The following is a 21361-nucleotide window of genomic DNA, read 5'->3' as shown; positions in this document are numbered from 1 at the left end:
CGACCGCGCGCCGCCCCGCGCTCAGAGAGAACCGCCGATGCCCGACGCTCAAAACCTGATGAAAGCCATAGTCGGAACGCTCGTCTTCGTGGCCCTGGGGCTGGTCGTGTTCCTGCTGGCGTTCGTGCTGATCACGAAGCTGACCCCGTTCTCCATCCGCAAGGAGATCGAGGAGGACCAGAACACGGCGCTCGCGATCGTGATCGGCTCGGTGATCCTGGGCCTCGCCTGGATCATCTCCGCGGCCATCCACGGCTGACGCGCGGGTCTCGGCGTTGGCCACGGCCGGGCCCGGCCTCCTCGGCGCGCTGCCGGCCGCGCCTCCCGCCGCGGCCCGCGGCGGCTTCCTGTGGGGCCGCGGCGTCGACCTCGCGGTCTTCGGCGGCTCCGCGGCGGTCGCGCTCGCCCTCGCGGCGCTCTCCTCGGGCGGCGCGCTCCCGGCCTGGGGCTTCCTGCTGTTCGTGGTCGGCGTCGACGTGGCCCACGTGCACACGACGCTCTTCCGCACCTACCTCGATCCCGAGGAGCTCCGCCGCCACCCCGCGCTCTACGCCGCCGTGCCGCTCGCCTGCTACGCCGCCGGCGTCGCGCTGCACTTCGCCTCCGAGCTCACGTTCTGGCGCGCGCTCGCCTACGCCGCCGTGATCCACTTCGTGCGCCAGCAGATCGGGTGGGTCGCGATCTACCGCGCGCTGGCGGGCGAGCGCTCGCGCGTCGATCGCCTCCTCGACGACGCCCTCGTCTACGCGGCGACCGGGTGGCCGCTCCTCTACTGGCACGCGCACCCGCCGCGCGCGTTCGCGTGGTTCGTGGACGGCGATTTCGTGAGCTCCCCGCGGCTCGCGGCCGCGGTGGGCCCGCTCGGCGCGGTGTACGCCGCGCTCGCCGTCGCGTACGTCGCCCGCGCGCTCCACCGGGCCTGCGTCGCCCGCGCGCCGGTGAACCTCGGCAAGCACGTGGTCGTGAGCACGACCGCGGCCACGTGGTACGTCGGCATCGTCGCCACGAACAGCGACTTCCAGTTCACGGTCGCGAACGTGATCGTCCACGGGGTGCCGTACATGGCGCTCGTGTTCGCGTACGCGCGGGAGCGCGCCCGCGAGGCGCCCCGCTCGCTGCTCGCGCGGGTCCTCGCCGGCGGGCTCCTCGCCTTCCTCGGGCTCGCGCTGGCGCTCGCGTTCGTCGAGGAGATGGTCTGGGATCGGCTGGTCTGGCACGACCGGCCGGAGCTCTTCGGCGGCGCCGTGGACGAGCCGCTGCTCGGCCCGCGCGCACGGGCGCTGCTCGTGCCGCTGCTCGCGCTGCCGCAGGCGGCCCATTACGCGCTCGACGCGGTGATATGGCGCCGTCGCCACACGCGCCCCGCCCAGGCGCGCGCGCTCGGGTTCCGGTCCGGCTCCGCGGAGGGCGCGGGCGGCGGGGGCGAGCGCGGCGGGGGCAGCGCGGGCAGCGGGGGCGGCGGCGCCGGCGAAAGCGGCGGCGCTGGCGGCGGCAGCGGGCACGGCGGCGCCGGCCAAAGCGGCGGCGCTGGCGGCGGCAGCGGGCACGGCGGCGCTCGCCAGAGCGGCGGCGCTGGCGGCGGCAGCGGGCGCGGCGGCGCCGGCCAAAGCGGCGCGGCGGGCGTCGTGTCGCTGCCGGCGAGCCGAGAAGCTTGACCCGCGGCGCAACTCCCGTAACCCTCGGCGCTTCGCATGGCTTCGCTCGCGGCGCCCGCGCTCCCGCCACGCCCCTTGCCCTCCGATGGGGCGTGGAGCCGGAGCCGCCTCGCGCAGCCCGGGACCATGGATCCGGAGAAGATCCGAAGATGCTGACACCATGCAATGCGTGCGCGGCATGCGCCTGCTATCGCTTCGGCATGCTCGCGCAGCCTGGGAGAGGTGACAGAAATGAGTGAACCACGGCCAACCGACGGGCCCGGCGCGCCGCGCCTGACGCCGATTCCCCCGAATCCGCGCGCCCCCGTCCTCCTGGTCGACGACGACGCCGAGCTCCGCGAGATGCTCCGCGAGATGCTCGAAGCCTCGGGCTACGATGTCTACTGCGCCAGCAACGGCAGGGAGGCGCTCGATCTGCTGCACGAGGCAGATCCGCCGCCCGGGCTCATCCTGCTCGATTTGATGATGCCGGTGATGACCGGCGAGGAGATGCTCGCCGCGTTGAAGCAGGTGCACGCGCTCGCGGCCATCCCGGTGACCATCGTCTCCGGCCACGACGGCCCGCCCGAGGGCACGGCCTACCTGAAGAAGCCCGTCGACTTCGGGGCGCTGCTCGCCATCGTCCAGAAGACCTGCGGCTAGCCCGCGCGGCAGCCGAGCGCACCCAGCAGCCGAACGCACCCAGCCGAGCGCACGCGGCGGCAACGCCCTCTCGCAGCAGCCGAGCGCACGCGGCGGCGCGCTTCCCTCGCAGCAGCCGAGCTCGCGCGGTGGCACGCCCCCCCGCAGCAGCCGAGCTCGCGCGGCGTCGTGCTCGCGCGCGGCAGTCGAGCTCGACGCCGCGCCCGCGCGCGCCTCAGACGGCCCGTGAAGCGTCGCCGTGCAGGAGGGGCGCGACGCAGACCCGATCGCCGAGCAGCGCGGCATCGGCGCCGTCCCGCTCGCCGCGCAGCGCGGGCGACGCCGGCGACCGCGGGCTCATCGCCGCGAAGGCCAGGAGGCCCACCACGGTCAGCAGCAGCGCGAGCGCGAACGCCGCTGCGAGGAACAAGATACCGAGCGACGCGCGGTCCGTTCCGCCTTCGCCCGCGCCCTGCTCCGGGTCCTCGTCGCGTCGCTCCGGCTCATCCACGCTTCAGCCTCCAGTCGGTGGTTGTGCTTACCGCCTTGCGCCGCACGGCGCAACGGACGCAGCGAGCCCTCGCGGCTCTCGCGCGCTCGCCCGGGGGCAGCAGCGTCCCCGGCGGACCTGCTGGTCAGGACATTGTCTGTCCGGTGGACCCATCGCCGTCCGCCTCCGGCGGCGATAGGTTCGCCTCCTCGGAGGGAGTGCGAATGGCAGAGAGCCGCACCAGCGACGCTGTGGAGAAGAGCGGACAGGCGAGCTCGGATCGACTGTGGATCCTCGTCAACACAAGTTATCGTGAGTCAGCTCCAGAACGCGTGAGCGGCCGACATCCGCGCGAGACCGTGGTGGTGCGCGACGGCGACACCCTCCTCGTCAGCGTCGATGTCGGCATCGGCTCGTCGCTCGCGGTGCCCTTCGACAAGGTAGAGCTCGCCAGTCCGGAGGCGACGCTCATCGTGCGGCTCGCGGCGAGCTCCACGCCGTGCGCCCGATGCGTCGACGAGCGCCTCGCCAGGGCGGCTCGGGAGCTCGGCGGGCTCGACGCGGAGAGCGTCTTCCGCGCGGTCCGCGCCGCGATCACCGGCTGCGCGGAGCGCGCGCACGGCGAGCGGCGCGGAGGCCAGGCCGACGCCGGCGGGGCTCCGCCCGAGGCGGGGCCGCGGTCGTGCGGCGCGCTCCGCCTGGCGCCGGCCAACGCGCCTCACGTGCCCGCGGGGGCGGCGCTCCCGGGCGACGGCGATATCGATGTCATCCTGATCATCTGAGGACGGTCTGCTGAGCTCGTGACGACGGTGCGCTCCTGCGCGACCGCATCTCGCGGCAGCAGGTCAGGATCGCGATCCTCGACATCACGGGCGTCCCGCTGGCTGGCCGCCCACTGGCGCGTTCGTCTACCGAAGCGGGCCGAACGCCGAGCAGCCCCCGGCATTGCCGCAAAAGGAGATCCAGTTGTTGCACGCCCAGGCGGCGTCACCCTGCGTATGGCCCCACCAGATGGAGACCGTGCCCACCGGGATGAGCCCCCAGACGCACTCCCATCGGGTCGTGGGTGTGATTGCAGCCGCTTGCTGCGCGGCCCCGACGGCCTCTACCTCGCCGGGCGCGACCGCCTCTTCCGCCTCGGGATCGATCGACGCCTCCGCCTCGAGCGGGGCCTCATCATCACCTTCGATGAGCTCTGCGCCAACACAACCGCCGAGAACGACTGCGGCCCCGATGAGCGTCAACGGAAGTACCATTCTGATGTTCAGATTCATTTTCTCTCTCCCTAGGAATTTTCTGAGACGGTTCGCGTCTCGCTCCCTCTCGATTGCTGGACACACCGCTTCGCCTCCTCTGGGCCTCGTCCGCGGCAGCCCGGCTGCCGGAGCGCTATCGCAAACGGTATGCCGCCCAGCCCCGCAAAGGCCCTTCCGGCGAAAGCGGGCGACGCGACGAACCGAGCGCAGCGAACGAGCGGCTGCCGCGCAATCGAGCTCGCCCGCGGGCGCAACGCGCGCATGGCAGTCCTTGCCCTCCTGGCAAGGATTGCCAGCCATGAGAGGCAGAGGCACGGCAAAGATTGCCGTCGCGCCACACGCCCGCGCCCCGGACAGCGGACCGCGTGGTTGGCGAGGAAGTAGAAATGCCCCGGCCGCGGCGCCGGCGCCTCAGCCGCGGGTATGGGCGAGCGCGTAGGCCATGCCGCTCTGCAGCGTGCCGAGCGTCAGCAGGCCGTCGAGCCCGGCGGCGTCGCGGACGAGCAGCTGGGCCGCCTCGGGCCGCACCCCGGTGAGGATCGCCTGGGCGCCGACCAGGCGCAGCGCGCTCGCGGCCCGGACGAGGATCGCCGCCGGGGCGGCATCGAGCTGGCGCACGCCGGTGATGTCGAGGATCACCACCTGCGCGCGCGTGCGGACCGAGCCCTCGAGGGCCGTCGCCAGCACCTGCGACGCGCGGGCGTCGTCGAGCACCCCGATCAGCGGCATCACCACGATCCTCTCCGTGATGGGCAGCAGCGGCGCCGCCATGTCCGCCAGGCGCTCCTCCTGGACGCGCAAGATCTCCGCCTGCGCCGCCGACCGCTCGCGCTCGGCCCGCTCGCGCTCGCCGATCTCGCGGCGCGTCTGCGCGTGAGCCTCACGCAGCGCCTCGCCCTGGCGCACCAGGTCGGCGTTGACCGCCTGGAGCTGCTCGAGCGCGGTCTGTAGCTCGTGTGTGCGCGCCTCGACCTGCTGCTCGAGCTGCTCGCGGGCCTGGTGCACGCTGGCGTACAGCCGGGCGTTCTCGATCGCCACCGCCGCCTGCGCCGACAGCAGCTGCAGCAGCTCGACGCGCTCGGGCGCGAAGGCGTCGCGGATCGCGTTGTTCTCGACGTAGAGGATCCCCGACAGCCGGCCCTGGTGGAGCAGCGGCAGGCACAGCACCGAACGCGGGCGCTGGCTGGCGACGTAGGGGTCGCGGGCGAAGCGGGGCTCGGCGCCGGCGTCGCCGAGCAGCACGCCCTCGCGGCTGCGGGCGACGAAGCGGACCACCGAGGTCGCCAGGGCGGCGTCGTCGCGCATCGGCTGGTCGAGGCCGACGCGGACCTCGTCGGGCGCGGTGCGCATCTCGGCGGCGATCGACAGGTCCTCGCCCTGCGGCACGAGCAGGAAGCCGCGCTGGGCGCCGGCGCGGAGCATGACGATCCGCATCAGGCGGTCGAGCAGCCGGTCGAGCTCGAGCTCGCCGGCGACCGCCTGGGCGGCGCGCATCAGGCCCTCGAGGTCGAGCGAGCCGCCGAGCATGCGGGTGGTGGTCGTCGAGCGGCTCGTGCTGTGCCCGGCGCGCGCGGGCGCGGGCGGGGCGAGCAGGTCGGCGCGGGTGAGCAGCAGCTGGCTCGCCTTGGCGGCCGCGCCCCAGCGGGCGAAGCCGACGTGGGCGTCCTGCAGGTAGGCGCCGGCCAGCGCGCGACGGTTGCGGCGCAGGTGCAGCCGCGCCGCGCACTCGCTCGCCAGCGCCGCGTGGAGCACGAACCCGCGCGCCTGCGCCTCGGCGATCGCCTGCTCGTAGCCCGCGATCGCCTCGGCGTCGCGGCCGGCCAGGCGCGCCGCCTCGGCGTCGAGCAGGTGCTGGAGCGCCACGAACTGCGACGGGTTGCTCGTCGACCACGGCCGCAGGGCCGCGCGCTCGCGCTCGAGCCGTTGCGCCAGCGCCTCGCGCTCCGCCTCGCCGGCCGCGTCCCAGCGGGCCGCGGCGACCAGGCCCGAATAGGAGTACTGCTCGGGCGAGTACATGTGCCCGGCCCCGGCCCCGCTCTCGTGCAGCTCGCGGGCGCGGGCGGCGAGCTCGAGCCCGCGCTCGTACTCGCCGTACAGGTAGGCGAGGCGCAGCTTGCTGACCGCGTAGAGCCACGGCACGAGCCCCCCGGGCGGCATGTGGGCGACGAACGCGTCCTCATCGAAGCCGTCACCGCCGAGGGCGCTCGTCGCCGACTCGCCCATCAAGTTGACGGCCACGCGGCGCATGAACTCGACCACCGCCGTCGACGCGACGTCGCGGGTCTTCCGCAGCAGCGCCGTGACGTCGTCGATGCGGGCCTCGGCGCCGCGGATGTCGGCGTCGGCGATCAGCGCCAGCGCGGCCGATTGCAGGCAGTAGAACGACACGTAGGCGAAGTTGCCGACCTCGAGCGCGACGCGCCGCGCCGAATCGCGGTGCTCCTCGCCGGCCGAGTACGGCTGGCGGTAGAACACGATCGACGTGCCGAACAAAAAGTGCACCATGCAGCGGGTGCGCAGGTTGCCGGTGCGCTCGTTGAGCTTGACCCCGAGCTCGCCGAACTCGTAGGCCTTGCCGAGCTCGCCGGCGACGCCGGCGAGCAGGATGCTGTACACCGCGTAGCTGTAGTCCGACCCGTCGACGTTGCCGTGGCGCAGAGACAGGTTGACCATGTGCAGCACGATCAGGGGGAACAGCGCCGGCCTGCCGACGAACACCGGCCCCGACATCGACGCCAGGAGCCGCATCACGACCTCGACGTCCGGGTCGCGCGCCGGCGGGGCGTCGAGCAGGGCGCCGATCCGCCGCTCGCCGAGGTTCTCGTGGGCCGCCGCGAACGCGGCCGCGACGGCCTCCTGCAGCGCCGGGCCCTCATCGGGCAGGCCGAAGCCGTACATCGCCAGCGCCGCGCGCCCGGCCGCGACCACCGCCGCGAAGTCGCCCATCGCCGCGTGTAGGAGGACGCGGAGGTCGTAGACCTGCGCCCGCTCCTCGCGCGAGCGCGCCCGCGCGAGCGCCTCCTCGAACAGCGCGTCGGCCTCGGCGAACGCCCCGCACAGGTACGCGCACTCGGCCAGCTCGACGCGCAGCGCGAACCCGAGCTCGAACCAGCGCGCCCACGGGTCGGCGCCGAGGCACTCGCAGCCGGCCTGGAAGTACTGCCGCGCCGCGTGGTAGGCCGTCGCCGCGCGCGCCCGCCGGCCCGCGCGGAGGTTGAGCCGCGAAAGCTCGAGCCGCTCGTCGCCGCCGATCCGCGGCAGCGCCAGGTCGAGGTGGCCGACGACCTCGAACAGCGCCTCGTCGGGCACGCCCGCCGGGTACGCGTCGCGCAGCAGCCGGCCGACGCGCAGGTGCGTCGCCTCCCGCACCTCGCTCGCCAGCAGCGAGTCGGCGGCCTGCTGCACGCGGTCGTGGAGGAAGCGGTGGAGATCGTCGCCCTCGCCGCCGGCGAGCGGCACCACCAGGCCCTCGCGGACCAGCTCGCCGAGCGCCGCGGTCGTGTCGTCACCGTCGTCGCTTCCGACGGCCGCGAGCACGCGCCACGAGAAGCGATAGCCGACGCACGCGGCCCGCTGCAGCAGCCGCTGGGCCGCGGGGGTCAGGCGGCGGATCTTGCTGGTGACGAGGGTGACGACGTTGTCGGTGACGTCGCGCGCCTGCACCTGCGCGTCGTCCCACGCCCACCGGCACGCGGCGGGGTCCCAGCGCAGGAGACCGTCCTCGGCGAGCAGCAGCAGGAACTGGCCGATGAAGAACGGGTTGCAGTGGGTCTTCTCGCCGACGATCCGCGCCAGCGCGGCGACCTGCGGCCGTTCCATCACCAGCGTGTCCGCCAGCAGCTCCTCGACGTCGGCGAGCGCCAGCGGACCGAGCGGCACGTCGCCGACCTCGACCCCCGCCGCGCGCAGATCGGCCAGCGCGGCCGGCAGCGGGTGCCCGGGGCCCACCTCGTCGTCGCGGTAAGCGCCGACCACCAGCAGGTACCTGCATTCGGCGTCGAGCAGCATCTCTTGCAAGAGGCGCAGCGACGCCGGGTCGGCCCACTGCAGATCGTCGAACGCGAGCACGAGCGGGTGGTCGGCGGCGGCGAAGACCCGCAGCAGGGCGGTGAAGATCAGGTTGAAGCGGTTCTGCGACTCGGCCGGGCCGAGCCGCGGGACCTCGGGCTGCGGGCCGACGATGAGCTCGAGCTCGGGGATCAGATCGGTGAGGAGCTTGCCGCTGCTGCCGAGGGCGGACGCGAGGGCGCGCCGCCACGCCTCGAGGACCTCGGGCGCGGCCGTCAGCAGGGTGCGGCACAGCTCGCGCAGCGCCGCGGCGATCGGGGCGTACGGCGCGCCGCGGTCGTATTGATCGCACTTGGCGGCGACGAAGAACCCGCCGCGGCGGGCGACCGGCGCCGCCAGCGTCTGGACCAGCGCCGACTTGCCGGCGCCGCCGGGCCCGCGCACGAGCAGCAGCGTGCGCGCGCCGTCGGCGACGCCGGTGGAGGTCGCGAGCAGGACGTCGATCTCCTGCTGCCGGCCGTACAGGCGCGGCGGGATCCGCGGGGTCGACGGCCGGTCGGCGCTGCCGAGCGCGAACGGCTCGATCGTCCCCGTCGCCGCCCACGCGGCCGCGCAGCGCTGCAGGTCGGCCCGCAGCCCGGCCGCGCTCTGGTAGCGATCCTCGGCCGCCTTGGCGAGCAGCTTCATGATGATGTCCGACAGCACCGGCGGCACCTTCGGCATCAGCACCGCCGGGGCGACCGGCACGCGCGCGAGCTGGCTGTGGACCAGCGCCATCGCGTCGCCGGCCTCGAACGGCAGCACCCCGGTCACCAGCTCGTAGAGCGTCACGCCGAGCGAGTACAGGTCCGAGCGCGCGTCGACCGGCCGGTTCATCCGCCCGGTCTGCTCGGGCGACATGTACGCCAGCGTGCCCGCCATCCCCGCGCCCGCGTCGACGCGCGGCGCGCCGTCCTCGCCGCCGGTGATCGCCAGGCTGAAGTCGATCAGCTTCACCTGCCCGGTCGCCGGGTCGTAGACGATGTTGTGCGGCTTGACGTCGCGGTGCAGGAGCGGATAGCGGTGCAGCAGGTCGAGCGTGCCCGCCACCTCGACGCCGATCGCCAGCACCGCCGCGAGGTCGAGGGCGCCGGCGTGGAACAGCACGTCGAGCGAGCGGCCGCCGCAGTCCTCGAGCACCAGCGCGAGCTCGTCGCCGATCGTCTCGAGCTCGTGCGCCTTGATCACCCCCGGCAGGTCGAGCGATCGCAGCACCGCGAACTCCCGCCGCAGCGCGCCGTGGATCGCCGGCGCGAGCGGCCCGCCCTTGCCGATCTTGACGACCACGCGGGCGCCGTCGCGGGCGCGGACGGCCCGATGGATCACCACGCCCGCGCTCTCGTGCAGCTTCGCGGTGAACGTGTACGCGCCCTGTTCTGCCATGATTGTGCCTCGTTACCCGTCGATCGTCGCGCCCGGCCGCCGCGCGCATCCTCGAGCGCGCACCGCTTCCGAGCGTACGAGACGCGACGCGACCGGGTAAAGCATCCACGTCAGCGCATCGCCGCCTCGCCGACCGCGGCGGCGATCCGAGGCTCGCGGAGTTCGCGGACTGTACGCAGCAACACGCGCCGGCATTCACCGCGAGGACCCCCGCGCCGGCCGACGATCACCGCACCGCGGGGTTGCGCTCGAATTCGCGTGCACTCCTGCGTTCGCGCACGTCACTCGGTGAGACCATGTCTTCCGGGAGACATGCCCTCCACGACATGTCCCACGGGACCGCAGGATCCGCCCGCCGCACGGGCGGCCGGGGCGCGGCGGAGCCGCCGCGGCGGGGTCGCCGGCGCCGCCGCTCCCGGCCGCCCGCTGCCTGAGCGCGGCGGGCGGGTGGTGCGGGTCCGGCCGGGCTTCGACCCGACCACGCTCGAGCGGGAACTGGCGCTCGCGGCCGAGGCGACGCCGTGCTGACGCTGCCGCCGTCGGTGCGGTACGCCGCAGGTCCAGCTGCGCGACAAGAACACCGCGCTCTCGGCGAGGCTCGCGCGCGTGCTGCGCGAGCTGTACGGCCGCAAGAGCCAGCAAGTCTCGACCGAGCAGCGGATGCTGATGTTTACCGAGCTCGGGGCGAAAGCGCCGCCAGGGGCGGCGGGCTCCGAGCCCGGGGCGGACGCTCCGCTGCAGCCGGAGCAGGGGCTGGTGCCGCAACCCCATGCACCGCCGAAGCCGCCGCGAGGACGGGGTGGGCGCGCGCCGCTTCCAGAGCACCTGCCGCGTGAGACGCGCGTCGTACCGGTCCCCGACGAGGAGCGGACGTGCCCGCAATGTGGTGGGGAAAAGCGAACCTACGGGCCCCATCCGAGGTCCGCTATCGCAAACTGCTCACTTTGACGAATCGACTGGCACCTTGACCATGACCAGGCCTCTCCACCGCGGAGACGCGGTGCCACCCATCTTTTCTTGGAGGAACGAATTTGCGGTGTCGAACCGTCGCGATCCTTCGGACCCCCCGCAGTTTTGGGAGACCGTGACGACGGATCGCAGCCGCCCGCAGGGCGTGGACCCGACCCGGGGCCCATCCGGCGGGCCTCAGGTCCCGGGAGCTCGCGCCGGTCGAGGCGTCGCCTCGGGCCGCCGTGGTTGCTTCGCTGGTCGGCACCCTGAGCCGTGCCGTCGCCCTCGGCGATGAGGATGCGGCCCGTGTCGGCCATGAGGCGATCGGTCGGCTTCTCGGCCTTCCTCCGGAACCGGAGGGCTTAACAGGCAGGCGCCGGTAGCAAAACTCACGGCCGCCGGGAGGTGGCCTTCGCGGCCCCTCACCGCGTGGCCGAGCAGCAGGCGCGGTCCCCCACGGGCCCGTCCAGACGCGCGACCTCGGGCAACGATTTTGTGGTGCCGAACCGTCGCAATCTGTCGCGTTTGCCGCGATTTTGGGGGCACCGGACCACCCATCGCTCCCCTTAGATGGAATGAGGCAGCCCACGGCGCGCCTGGACCCATGATGCCGACCGTACCGACCCAAGCCTCTGCTCGACGCGTTCGCGCGGCGGGGCCTGCGAAGACAGCCCGCCGCACCGTGGAGGTCGGCCCATCGGCAGCCGAGGGTGCTGGAGTGCTCGGAGGCGTCAAGGGTTCGCGAGCGGAGCTCGCCGGCTCCGCCGCCCTTGACTCCCCCTGCGCGCTCCAGCCGGACAAAGCTGCGGGCGATGGGCGGACGGAGGCCTCCGGCGGGGGCTCCAGGCTCCGGAGAGGAGCGAGCAAGAAAGAGCCGCTCGGAGCAGCGAGCAATGTGGCTGACCTCTCGCCTGCAGGGTTGCCTGCGGGCACCCCCACGCGTTCGAGGACGCAGAAGACGGGGGCCCAGGAGAGGTCAGCCATGCGAAGTGTAGCGCTGGATCTGGGGGTCCATGAGATCTCATTCTGCGAGGTGGCGGGCGGGGCCGTGGTGCTACGGCGCACGGTTCGCTCGCTGGATTCGCTGCAGGATCTCCTCGGCCCGTCGTCCTCGCCGGCCCGGGTGGCGATCGAGGCCTGCCGCGAGGCCTGGGCGGTGCACGACAAGCTGCGCGACTGGGGTCACGACGTGCTGGTCGTCGACACCACGCGAGCTCGTCAGCTCGGCATCGGCCAGCACGGCCGCAAGAATGACCGCCTTGATGCCGAGGCGTTAGCGCGCGCCGTCGAGCGCGGGGGCATTCCACTCGCACACGTGCTGTCGCCTCACCGGCGGGCCATTCGCCACCAGCTGGCCGTCCGGCGCGCGTTGGTTGAGACGCGGGCCCAGTACGTCACTACCGTGCGCGGCATCCTGCGCGCTTGCGGACACAAGCTCGCGAGGTGCACCACCGAGGGATTCCTCACGGTGCTGAGCGCGGCAGCCTTGCCGGCCGAGACTCGCCAGCTCGTTGGACCTCTGGTGACAGCGCTGGAGATGCTCACCCCTCAGATCGCGCTGGCCGATGCCGCGCTCGAGCAGCTGTGCACCCACGAGCCGGTGATCGTGCGGCTGACCACGGCTCCCGGCGTGGGGCTGGTCGTCGCTGCCGCGTTCGTCTCGGTGGTGGACGAAGCCAAGCGCTTTCACCACGCCCACCAGCTCGCCTCCTATCTCGGCCTGGTCCCCCTGGAGGACACCTCCGGGGGGCGCGGCAAGCAGCGGCTGGGCTCGATCACCAAGCAAGGCAACGGCTATCTGCGCGCGCTGCTGACGCAGGCCGCGCACACGATCCTGCGGCACAAGAGCGGCGACGACCCGCTGCGCCGATGGGCAAAGGCCATCGATGAGCGCCGGGGTCGCCACGTCGCGGTCGTGGCGCTGGCGCGGCGGTTGTCGGGGGTGCTGTGGGCCATGTGGCGCGACGGCATGGTCTACGATGCGCAGAGCGCAGCGGTCGCTTCGGCCAAGGGCCTGCGGCTGCAAGCACAGTCGATCGAGCAGCAGGCGCAAAGCATGAAGGAGGCCGCGGCCAAGGCGCGCCGCCGGCAGCGCTCGATCGACAAGGGACTCGGCGTCGCTCGGGCAACGGCTCGGTCGAGGCCGGTCTCGACCTCAAGGAGGGCCTCGATGCACTGACTTTCCCCCTACGGGAACGTGCGCCACGAGCGCGTCACGCTGGGAGCGTGAAAGAGGGCCACGTGGATGAGCGCGGAAGCCTTCCGGGTGACCGGCCTGTGGGTCGAACATGCCGTCCCCTAGAATGCGCCTCCACGGTCCCGTTTCGGACCCCAGTGTGCATCCAGGCCACCAGGGCGACCGCCGGCCTGTGAATGCGGATCGTCGATCGAGCCACAGCTCGCTCCTGCGGACGCGACGAGGCGCTCAAGCACAAGCGGAACGACGCCCGACCAGGGCGAAGGGAGATGTCCATGCCGAAACGACCTGCACTGACGACGCCGAGCGCCGCCGCTGCCGAGCCGAAGCCGGCCAGCCGCGCAAAGAGAGCGCTCAAGCCCTTGACCTCAGGGCTGCCTCATCGTCGGAAGGCATGGCCCCAACCCGGGCCAACCGCCGAGGCCCCGGCCCGGGGAGTTCGTGATGGTCGATCCGTCGCCTCGGGCCGCCCTGGTCGCCTCGCTCGCCGAGACGCTCACCCGCGCCGTCGCGCTCGGGGACGTGGCAGCCCGGGTCGCGCACGAGGCGCTCGGTCGGCTGCTCGGGCTGGCCCCAGCAGCGGAGGGGCGAGCAAGCTCGCGTCGATAGTCGAGCCATCCGCTTGCCTGGAGTCGCCGCGGGATCCGTATGGCTCGCCGACGCCCGCAAGGAGACCGTCTCAATCCTGATCACGTCCTTCCGAGCTGTCCTCATCCACCGGGCAATTAGGTGTCCTTCCAGCTCGGGGAGCGGGGCGAACTGCTCGGTCGCCGGGCGCTGATTCCGCCATCGGACTGCACGCCTTACAGCCTCCCGGCTTTGCTCTGCATCTCCTGGCTTCATCGAGCACGGATCATATCAACATGTCGAATCGTCGAGTTGGCAGCGCAACCTGCGACATCCAAGACTGCGCATAGACGCTTTGACCACGAACACATTACAAATGTCCGCACACACTAAACATCGGATTTTCGGTCAAAGCGCAAACTTGTAAAAAGGGGACAGCATGAAGCACCTAGTTCCGTTGACTACGTCTGCCTTTGTCGCAGCGTGCCAACTGACGCACATGGCGCAGGCGGCCGAGACATTTCCGCATGAGATGATTGTCGAGTGCACAACTGTAGGCACAACATGGGACGGCGCCCGCAGCTCCTGTTATTCAGATTGGGAAACCTATACAGTGCCTCCTGGTTACATTATTGTTGAGAGCAGCTACAAAGAGAACCGTGTGAGCGAAAACGGATCCGAAAACTGGATCGAGCACGAATGGGCGGACCCCATCGAGATTATTCCAGGCACCGGCATTACCGCGCCTCGCACGATCCGCGTTCGCGTTCATGCTCTGGGGCCATCTGGAAGGTTTGATCCCGGAAGGAGGGGATGGACGAATGTTCGTATTGAGCTAAATTACATCAAGTACCCAGAGTAAATATTGCGTCGCCGCCGCGGGGACCGGAGACGCGCATAAGCTCGCGCCGATAATGAAGCCCGACGCCCGTCCAGATTGCCCGCTGAGCCCGGCGGCAGCTCGACGCCCGCCGGCCCGGCTGAACGTAAGCGCTGCGCCAAGCGCCGTAGCCCCCAACGTCGGTCAGCTGGTGCAGGATGGGCGCGATGGAACCGGCCCGGTCAGCTCGTCGCGCGCTGCTCTTCCGCGGGAAGCGGGGGCGGGACGGTGATCGGCCCGAGGGGCAACTTCATCTCTTCGGCGACGAGGCGAGCGCGGGTGCGCGCCCAGTACCTCGGGGCGAGCTCGAGGTAGCGCCCGCGCGGCCAGTAGGGCATCACGCGGATGACGTCGGCGAGGTAGGCCTCGGGGTCGAGGTGGTGGAGCTTGCAGCTCGCGACGAGCGAGAAGAGGTTGGCCGCGGCGGAGGCGTGGTCGTCGCTGCCGAAGAACAGCCACGCCTCGCTCGCGTTGTTCTCCAAGCGCAAGCGACGGTCGTCGAGGAAGCGCCGCAGGGGCTGCTCCTGGTTGACGGCGTAGCCGAGCGCGGTGGAGACCAGGCCGCGCTCGCGCGGTGGGCGCGCGAGCCGGTAAGCCCGCCCTGAGCGGGCTTCTATTGCCCGCGGAGTCGATGGAGCTCGGTGAGAAATTCTGGCTTCGACCGCATCGCTGCGCCCATCTTGACGTCCTGGGCTGCCATCGAGACGGCGATCTGCCCTTCCTCGCTGTACGGGGTGAAGCCTTCGTGAAACGTCGTCGCACCGAAGTCGGCGTCGGTCAGCTTCGTGCCCGAGGAGACCTTGCCGAAGATGCGGGTGTAGATCAGATAGCATTCCTGCTCATTCATGGCGTCAGACTATAGCAGCCCCGTGGGTACACGCACGGGCTAGCGGCCTAGTGGTCCTGTCTCCGCGGGCGCTTCGCCGGCACCTTCCACCGAGCTGGCGCCCTTGCTCTCGCCTCGGCCGACGAAGCGACGTGACCCCCTCGCGGTACTTGCCCGGGAACTCCCCGTGGCGCGCCCGAGAAAGGACGCTCTCGTGAGCGCCAACGGCCCCGGCGAGCGCTGCCGCGGTGAGCCCGAGGCGCTTGCCGGCACGGGCAACGAGCCGCCTGTCGGACTTCGTCGGCCCATGCACCTCGGCATGCTGCCACCAGCCGCCGCATCGGCGACAGCACAACGCGGCCCTTCCGTTATGGCATACCCCGTCCTTCCGGAGTCTCTTCTGCGCGGGTTTCAACGATTTTTGCCAATGGAATCGCTATAATCAGAGGACCTCCACCGAAGGTGCCCGCCTTGGCTGGCACCAAGACGGGGCTGCGAAACGCCAGGCAGTGCCTACCTCGCGCCCATCGCACCGCGTAGGTACGGCCGTGCCTGTGGAGAGGCTAGGATTCCGTGGCGAACGAGCTCACGGACGCCGCCCCCTGCGCCGCCGTCCGCGGTCCTCGGGGCGCCGGAGGCAGCGCAGCCGGCCGCGCCGCCAGAGGCGGCCGAAGCCGTGCAGCTCGACCTACTCTCGTGGCGACCGAAGCCGAGGAAGCCGGTATAGCTCTCGCTGTTCGGGGATCCGCCGGAGGAGGAAACTTACCCAGACCGAGCGGCTAGCGAACTTTGGCCACTGCCCGCCGAGAGCCCTCCGGGAGAATTGAATTTCAGACAGGAGCCTGCCGAGAGCCCTCCGGGAGAATTGAATTTCAGACAGGAGCCTGCCGAGAGCCCTCCGGGAGAATTGAATTTCAGACAGGAGCCTGCCGAGAGCCCTCCGGGAGAATTGAATTTCAGACAGGAGCCTGCCGAGAGCCCTCCGGGAGAATTGAATTTCAGACAGGAGCCTGCCGAGAGCCCTCCGGGGGAATTGAATTTCAGACAGGAGCCTTCAGGCAGCCGTCACGTCGAACAATTCCGCTCATGCCGCACCGTCCGCGCGCCCGCACGCCCTGCAGCCGGCCGACCAGCAGCCACCCAACCCCGGCAGTGCGCTCGCCGAGCCGCCGGCGCACCCGCGCCCTCGGCCCCTCGCCCCGACGGGACGGAACCCCCGATCCGAAATTTGGCCCTCCCGCCCCCCGCATGCGAACCCGGGGCCTGGAGACCTCTGCAAGGATGACCAGCCCTCGCTCCCACGCCGAGCTCGTCACGCTGCGCAAGCTCGCGCAGGACCTCGCCGCCCAGCGCAAGGAGCGCCTGTCGAGCGTGCACCTCCTCGCCGCCATCGCCCTGAGCGGAGGCCCCGCCGCGGACCTGCTCCGCGATCGGCGGCTCGACGACGAGGCCCTGCTCAAGGCGACCCGTTCGGTCGACGACGAGGGCCCCGACCCGATCGGCCGGGCCATGGGCGGCGCGCGCGACGTCGCCAAGCGCGCGACGGCCAAGGAGCCCGCGGCGCTCCACCTGCTGCTCGCGCTCCTGTCCGACCGCAGCTCCGCCGCGCACCGGGCCCTCACGCAGTCGGGCGTCGACCTCGCGCGGCTCAGGACCGCCGCGCTCCAGATCGCCCTCGGCGTGGTCCAGGCGCGGCGGACGCCCATCCGGGTGGTCCACGACGGCGGCGCGCCGGAGAAGCCGGCCGCGCCGGCCAAGGCCGCGCCGGCGCGCCGCACCCGCGGCGAGGGCGAAGGGCCCGAGCGCACGCCGCGCCCCTCGGCCGAGCTGCGGCCGTCGAAGGCCACCGGCATCGCCGTGCCGGACCTCAGGCCCTCGAAGGGCACCGCCGTCGCCCTGCCGGACCTCAGGCCCTCGAAGGGCACCGCCGTCGCCGTGCCCGAGCCGCGGCCCTCGAAGGGCGCCGGCCCGGGCGTCACCGTGCCGCTGTTCCCGCCGCCGCGCCGGCCCGTCGCGGCCCCGGGCGCCGGCGAGGCCCCCCTCCCCGCCGAGCCGGCCGCCCTCGCGCTCGCGCCCCGGCGCGCCCTCGCGGCGGACGACGCGACCGCCTCGCCCGTCCCGCCCTCCGTGGTGCGGCCGCTCGCGGGGCTCTCGGCCGCCGCGAGCTCCGTCGCGGCGCGCTTCACCCTCGACCGCGCGCGCTTCCCGGCCCTCGCCTCGCTCGGCCACAACCTCTCGCTCGCCGCGGCCCAGGGCGAGCTCGAGCCGATCGTCGGGCGCGAGCACGAGATCGAGCAGGCGCTCGACGTCCTCGCCAAGCGCCACGCGAACAACCCCTGCCTCCTCGGCCCGGCGGGCGTGGGGAAGACCTCCGTCGCGCGCGGCATCGCGCACCGGCTCGCGTTCGAGGAGCGGGAGCCCCGCATCGTCGTCGAGCTCGTGCCGTCGGAGCTGCTCGCCGGCACGGGCGCCCGCGGCGCGCTGAGCGAGCGCCTGTCCGCCCTGCGGGCGGAGCTCCGCGAGGCGGGCGGGCGGGTGATCCTGTTCATCGACGGCATGTCGGAGCTCTTCGGCAGCGGCGCGCTCGACGAGGCGATGGCCGAGCTCAAGCTCGCGCTCGCCCGCGGCGAGCTCACGCTCATCGGCACCGCCACGCCCGAGGAGTACCGGAAGAGCATCGAGGTCGACCCGGCGCTCGCGCGGCGCTTCACCGTCGTCGAGATCGACGAGCCCGCGGAGGACGAGGCGTTCCTGCTGCTCCAGAGCGTCGCCGTCGGGCTCGGCGCGCACCACGGGCTCGCGTTCACCGACGAGGCGCTCGCCTCGGCCGTCGCCTGGTCGGTGCGCTACCTGCCCGGCCGCGCGCTGCCCGACAAGGCGCTCTCGATCCTCGACCTCGCGGGCGCCCGCACGCGCCGGCGCGCGCGCCCGCCCGAGGGCGCCCGCGCCGAGCTCCGCGAGCCCGCGCGGCAGGTCGGGCCCGCCGAGGTCGCCGAGGTGGTCGCCGAGCTCGCCGACCTGCCGGTCGAGCGGCTGCTCGAGACCGACCGCGAGCGGATGCTCGCGCTGGAGACGCTGCTCGCCGACCGCGTCGTCGGCCACGGCGAGGCGCTCGCGCGCATCGCCCGGGTGCTGCGCCGGAACGCGGCCGGCCTGCGCGCGCGCCGCCCGATCGGATCGTTCCTCCTGCTCGGCCCGACCGGCGTCGGCAAGACCGAGACGGCGAAGGCGATCGCCGAGGCGCTGTTCCACTCGCCGGACGCCATGACGCGGCTCGATTTCTCCGAGTACGCCGAGTCGCACGCGGTCGCGCGCCTCGTCGGCGCGCCGCCCGGCTACGTCGGCCACGAGGCGGGCGGCCAGCTCACCGAGGCGGTGCGGCGGCGGCCGTACCAGGTGGTGCTGCTCGACGAGATCGAGAAGGCGCACCGCGACGTGCTCGAGGCGTTCCTGCAGGTGTTCGACGAGGGCCGCCTGACCGACGGCCGAGGCCGGCGGGTCGACTTCACCAACACCGTCCTCGTGATGACCTCGAACCTCGGCGCGGCCGAGGCCGGCGCGCTCCGGGCCGAGCGCGCCGTCGGCTTCGCGCGCGCCTCCGGGGCCGTGTCGCCCGAGCGCCTCGGCGAGGCGATGCTCTCCGCCGCCCGCGCCGCGCTGCCGCCCGAGCTCTACAACCGCATCGACGAGGTCCTCTGCTTCTCGCCGCTCACGCGGGCGGACGTCGCCGAGATCACGCGCCGCCTGCTCGGCGGCCTCGAGCGCGAGCTCGAGGCGCGCGGCGTGGAGCTCGAGGTCGAGCCGGCGGCGATCGACGCGCTGCTCGACGCGGGCGGGTTCGACCCCGAGCTCGGCGCCCGGCCGATGAAGCGCACGATCGCGCGGCTCATCGAGGCGCCGCTCGCGGAGCTCATCCTGCGCGGCCAGCTGGAGGAGGGGTCCGCGGCGCTCGTGGGCGTCGAGCAGGGCGAGATCGTGGTGGACGCGATCGCGCGGGCCGGCGAGCGGCGCTACGCCGCGTGCTCGAGCTGAAGCAGAGATCCGGCGGAGATCCGCGCGTCGGAGCGCCGCGCGGAGCACGCTCCGCGCGCGCGAAAGGGTCTCCTCCGGCCGGATCGCTCGTGTAAGCTGCCCCTCGATGAGCAGCGCGGGAGGCGGCCCTCACCGACCGGGCTCGCTGCGGGGGATCCCGAGACCCGGTGAGATCGTCGGGGGCAAGTACCGCGTCGAGCACGTCATCGGCCAGGGCGGCATGGGGGTCGTCGTCGCGGCGCGCCACACCACCCTGAAGCGGCGCGTCGCGCTGAAGTTCCTGCTCCCCGAGGAGAACCGCGACGCGCAGGACGTGGCGCGCTTCCTCCGCGAGGCGCAGGCGGCGGCCGCCATCGCGAGCCAGCACGTCGCCCACGTCATCGACGTCGGCACGACCGAGGCGGGCGTGCCGTACTTCGTCATGGAGCTCCTCCGCGGGATCACCCTCGCCGATCTCATCGAGCGGCGCGGGCCGCTCTCGATCGAGGACGCCGTGGGCTACGTCCTCGAGGTGTGCGAGGCGATCGCCGAGGCGCACGCGCTCGGGATCGTCCACCGCGACCTGAAGCCGAGCAACATCTTCCTCGCCGAGCGGGACGACGGCTCGAGCCAGATCAAGGTGATCGACTTCGGGATCTCGAAGGCGCTGGACGCGGGCGCGCTCGGCGCGGACGGCAAGCTGACCGCGACGAGGATGGTCCTCGGCTCTCCGCCGTACATGTCGCCCGAGCACGTCCGCAGCGCGCGGAACGTCGACACCCGGACCGACATCTGGGCCATCGGCGTGATCCTCTACGAGATGCTCACGGCCAGGCGGCCGTTCGAGGCCGAGGCGGCCTCCGCGATCTTCGCGAGCATCGTGGCCGATCCGCCCGCGCCGCCGCGCAGCCACCGCGCGGACATCCCGGACGAGCTGGAGCGCGTCATCCTGAGCTGCCTGGAGAAGCGCCCGTACCTGCGCCCTCAGACCGTCGCCGATCTCGCGCGGTCGCTCGCGCCCCTCGCGCCGGAGCGCGCCCGCGCGCCCCTGGAGCGGATCCTCTGCAGCGGCCCCGGCGTGGCGACCGCCCGGACGGCCCCCGCCGGGGCCCATGAGCCCGCCAACGTCGAGGGCCCCACGCTCACGATGGAGCTCGCCGGGCGACGGGACGCGGCGGGCAGGGCCTCCCCGCCCTCGGCGCCGCGTCGGGAGCCGCGGGCCGAGCCGGCGCGCGACGCGGCGGAGCCGGACCCACCGCGGGGGGCCGCCGCGGCGGGCGCGCCGGCGCTGCGAACCGCGACGACGGTGAGCACGGCGAAGCTCTGGGAGAGCGCGACGCGAGCGCGGCTCGCGCCCGAGGACCGCGGCGACGACGAAGAGCGGGCGAGCGCGACGACGCGGGGCAGGCGCCCGCGCTGGGGCGCGCGTCATGTCCTCCTCGGAGCCGCCGCCGTCGCGCTCGCGGGGCTCGGCGTCCTCGCGCTCCGGAGGTCGGGGGAGCGCGCGCCGGACCCGAAGAGCGAGCAGCACCACCGGGAGCAGCAGCGCCAGCTGGTCAGCGAGGCGTGCAAGCAGAGCCGCGTACGCCTCCAGAGCGGCGCGGCGCTCGGCCCCCTGGAAGGCGTCGGCTGGGAGGTCGATCTCTGGCTCGCCCGCGGCGGCGAGCCGGGCGCCGGGGACCGTCCCTCGCCGGACGGCGCTGCGGAGGCGCCGGCGCGCGAGCTCGCCGGCGATGCCCAGGCGCCGGCGCGCGAGCGCACCGGCGATACCGCCCCGGCGACCGGCGCGAACGCCCCGGCGACCGGCGCGAACGCCCCGCCGCTCTCCGCCGCGTCGCTGGGCGACATCGCGGCCGGCCGGCGGCTCACGCCCGCGCTCGACGCGGCGCTGAGCCGCGTGACCGACGGGACCGTCACGGTCAAGGAGGGCGGCCCCCCGAGCTCCCGCGCCTTCAGCCACATCACGGTGACCTTCGGCGAGGGCTATGGCCGCGCCTTCTTCGACGCGCAGGTCCGGCCCAGGTTCGTCGCCGTCGCCGAGCGGCTCTATCAAACCGCCGGCGCGGAGCTCGGCGCGCTCTACGCCCGCTGCGCCGCGCTCGAGGTGCCGGACCTGGGCGTCTGGTTCCGCGGCCGCGACGCGAGCGGCGCCGCCGCCGCGCTGCTCTATCACATGGAGGTGCGCGCCGAGCCGGCGCCCTCGGCGTTCGCCGCCCTCGCCCCGCTGGACGCCGCGGGGCGGGTCCGCGCGCTCCGGGCCAGGGTGAGCGGCGCCGGTCTCGACGACGAGGCGCTCCAGGCGCTCCTCGATCGGCTGGGCGCCCATGTCGCGCCGTCGCAGACGGGGACCGCCGTGACGTTCCCGGCCGAGGCGCCGCTCCGCGCGAGGATCGTGAGCCGCGAGCTCTCGGATGCGCTCGCCTCCGCCGAGCGCCGCGCGCCCTGAGCTCCCGCGCCCGCGGCCTGCTCCGCCCGCT

General features: G+C 73.1%; 14 protein-coding genes. 9 read left to right on the top strand and 5 right to left on the bottom strand.

Annotated elements, in window-relative coordinates; all coding sequences use genetic code 11:
- The first annotated feature begins 58 nt into the window (after positions 1-58).
- The 3 genes from NQZ70_RS49445 (at position 59) to NQZ70_RS49435 (ending at position 2297) form a co-directional block, all read left to right on the top strand.
- Positions 59-259, top strand: a complete 201-nt coding sequence (locus NQZ70_RS49445) for a DUF350 domain-containing protein (protein ID WP_129580437.1) — start codon at positions 59-61, stop codon at positions 257-259.
- A gap of 16 nt (positions 260-275) precedes the next feature.
- Positions 276-1655 carry a hypothetical protein gene (locus tag NQZ70_RS49440; protein WP_129580436.1) on the top strand — a complete coding sequence of 460 codons (1380 nt, stop codon included), beginning with the start codon at positions 276-278 and terminating at the stop codon, positions 1653-1655.
- A gap of 231 nt (positions 1656-1886) precedes the next feature.
- Positions 1887-2297 carry a response regulator gene (locus NQZ70_RS49435; protein WP_020741642.1) on the top strand — a complete coding sequence of 137 codons (411 nt, stop codon included), beginning with the start codon at positions 1887-1889 and terminating at the stop codon, positions 2295-2297.
- Between the two features lie 214 nt (positions 2298-2511).
- On the opposite strand, the gene NQZ70_RS49430 is transcribed toward NQZ70_RS49435, so the two are convergent.
- A complete protein-coding gene (locus NQZ70_RS49430) occupies positions 2512-2787 on the bottom strand; it encodes a hypothetical protein (RefSeq protein ID WP_165374559.1) in 276 nt (91 codons plus the stop codon).
- A 311-nt stretch (positions 2788-3098) separates the two neighbouring features.
- Here NQZ70_RS49430 and NQZ70_RS49425 point away from each other — a divergent pair, with 311 nt between their 5' ends.
- Complete coding sequence (locus NQZ70_RS49425; RefSeq protein WP_237244761.1) at positions 3099-3548, top strand: hypothetical protein; 450 nt, start codon at positions 3099-3101, stop codon at positions 3546-3548.
- A gap of 126 nt (positions 3549-3674) precedes the next feature.
- On the opposite strand, the gene NQZ70_RS49420 is transcribed toward NQZ70_RS49425, so the two are convergent.
- The gene (locus NQZ70_RS49420) at positions 3675-4040 is read right to left on the bottom strand and encodes a hypothetical protein (RefSeq protein ID WP_129580435.1); all 366 of its coding nucleotides are present in this window, start codon (positions 4038-4040) and stop codon (positions 3675-3677) included.
- A 393-nt stretch (positions 4041-4433) separates the two neighbouring features.
- Positions 4434-9452 carry an AAA family ATPase gene (locus NQZ70_RS49415; protein WP_129580434.1) on the bottom strand — a complete coding sequence of 1673 codons (5019 nt, stop codon included), beginning with the start codon at positions 9450-9452 and terminating at the stop codon, positions 4434-4436.
- A 564-nt stretch (positions 9453-10016) separates the two neighbouring features.
- Here NQZ70_RS49415 and NQZ70_RS49410 point away from each other — a divergent pair.
- The 3 genes from NQZ70_RS49410 (at position 10017) to NQZ70_RS49400 (ending at position 14029) form a co-directional block, all read left to right on the top strand.
- Positions 10017-10400, top strand: coding sequence for a hypothetical protein (locus tag NQZ70_RS49410; protein WP_257792811.1), 384 nt, complete (start codon positions 10017-10019; stop codon positions 10398-10400).
- A gap of 985 nt (positions 10401-11385) precedes the next feature.
- A complete protein-coding gene (locus tag NQZ70_RS49405) occupies positions 11386-12582 on the top strand; it encodes an IS110 family transposase (protein WP_129572584.1) in 1197 nt (398 codons plus the stop codon).
- A gap of 1024 nt (positions 12583-13606) precedes the next feature.
- Entirely contained in the window at positions 13607-14029 is a 423-nt protein-coding gene (locus NQZ70_RS49400; protein WP_129580433.1) for a hypothetical protein, read from the top strand.
- A 200-nt stretch (positions 14030-14229) separates the two neighbouring features.
- Here NQZ70_RS49400 and NQZ70_RS49395 read toward each other — a convergent pair whose 3' ends face one another.
- Positions 14230-14535, bottom strand: a complete 306-nt coding sequence (locus NQZ70_RS49395) for a transposase domain-containing protein (RefSeq protein WP_165374558.1) — start codon at positions 14533-14535, stop codon at positions 14230-14232.
- Between the two features lie 125 nt (positions 14536-14660).
- Positions 14661-14894, bottom strand: coding sequence for a hypothetical protein (locus NQZ70_RS49390; protein WP_165374557.1), 234 nt, complete (start codon positions 14892-14894; stop codon positions 14661-14663).
- A 1260-nt stretch (positions 14895-16154) separates the two neighbouring features.
- Here NQZ70_RS49390 and NQZ70_RS49385 point away from each other — a divergent pair.
- Positions 16155-18905, top strand: coding sequence for an AAA family ATPase (locus NQZ70_RS49385; RefSeq protein WP_272827225.1), 2751 nt, complete (start codon positions 16155-16157; stop codon positions 18903-18905).
- Positions 18906-19011: 106 nt separating this feature from the next.
- Positions 19012-21330 carry a serine/threonine-protein kinase gene (locus NQZ70_RS49380; protein ID WP_129580431.1) on the top strand — a complete coding sequence of 773 codons (2319 nt, stop codon included), beginning with the start codon at positions 19012-19014 and terminating at the stop codon, positions 21328-21330.
- Positions 21331-21361 lie beyond the last annotated feature (31 nt).

This window comes from Sorangium sp. So ce836, from assembly GCF_028553905.1.
GTDB classification, from domain to species: domain Bacteria; phylum Myxococcota_A; class Polyangia; order Polyangiales; family Polyangiaceae; genus Sorangium; species Sorangium cellulosum_D.
The sequence above is the reverse complement of the archived record's forward strand: the minus strand, read 5'-3'. Positions and strand labels throughout refer to the sequence as shown.

What these genes read in the sequence shown, in the direction of transcription:
- NQZ70_RS49445 (WP_129580437.1), top strand. Translation starts at nt 59, where the DNA reads ATGAAAGCCATAGTCGGAACGCTCGTCTTCGTGGCCCTGGGGCTGGTC.
- NQZ70_RS49435 (WP_020741642.1), top strand. Translation starts at nt 1,887, where the DNA reads ATGAGTGAACCACGGCCAACCGACGGGCCCGGCGCGCCGCGCCTGACG.
- NQZ70_RS49420 (WP_129580435.1), bottom strand. Translation starts at nt 4,040, where the DNA reads ATGAATCTGAACATCAGAATGGTACTTCCGTTGACGCTCATCGGGGCC.
- NQZ70_RS49415 (WP_129580434.1), bottom strand. Translation starts at nt 9,452, where the DNA reads ATGGCAGAACAGGGCGCGTACACGTTCACCGCGAAGCTGCACGAGAGC.
- NQZ70_RS49405 (WP_129572584.1), top strand. Translation starts at nt 11,386, where the DNA reads ATGCGAAGTGTAGCGCTGGATCTGGGGGTCCATGAGATCTCATTCTGC.
- NQZ70_RS49400 (WP_129580433.1), top strand. Translation starts at nt 13,607, where the DNA reads ATGAAGCACCTAGTTCCGTTGACTACGTCTGCCTTTGTCGCAGCGTGC.
- NQZ70_RS49390 (WP_165374557.1), bottom strand. Translation starts at nt 14,894, where the DNA reads ATGAATGAGCAGGAATGCTATCTGATCTACACCCGCATCTTCGGCAAG.
- NQZ70_RS49385 (WP_272827225.1), top strand. Translation starts at nt 16,155, where the DNA reads ATGACCAGCCCTCGCTCCCACGCCGAGCTCGTCACGCTGCGCAAGCTC.
- NQZ70_RS49380 (WP_129580431.1), top strand. Translation starts at nt 19,012, where the DNA reads ATGAGCAGCGCGGGAGGCGGCCCTCACCGACCGGGCTCGCTGCGGGGG.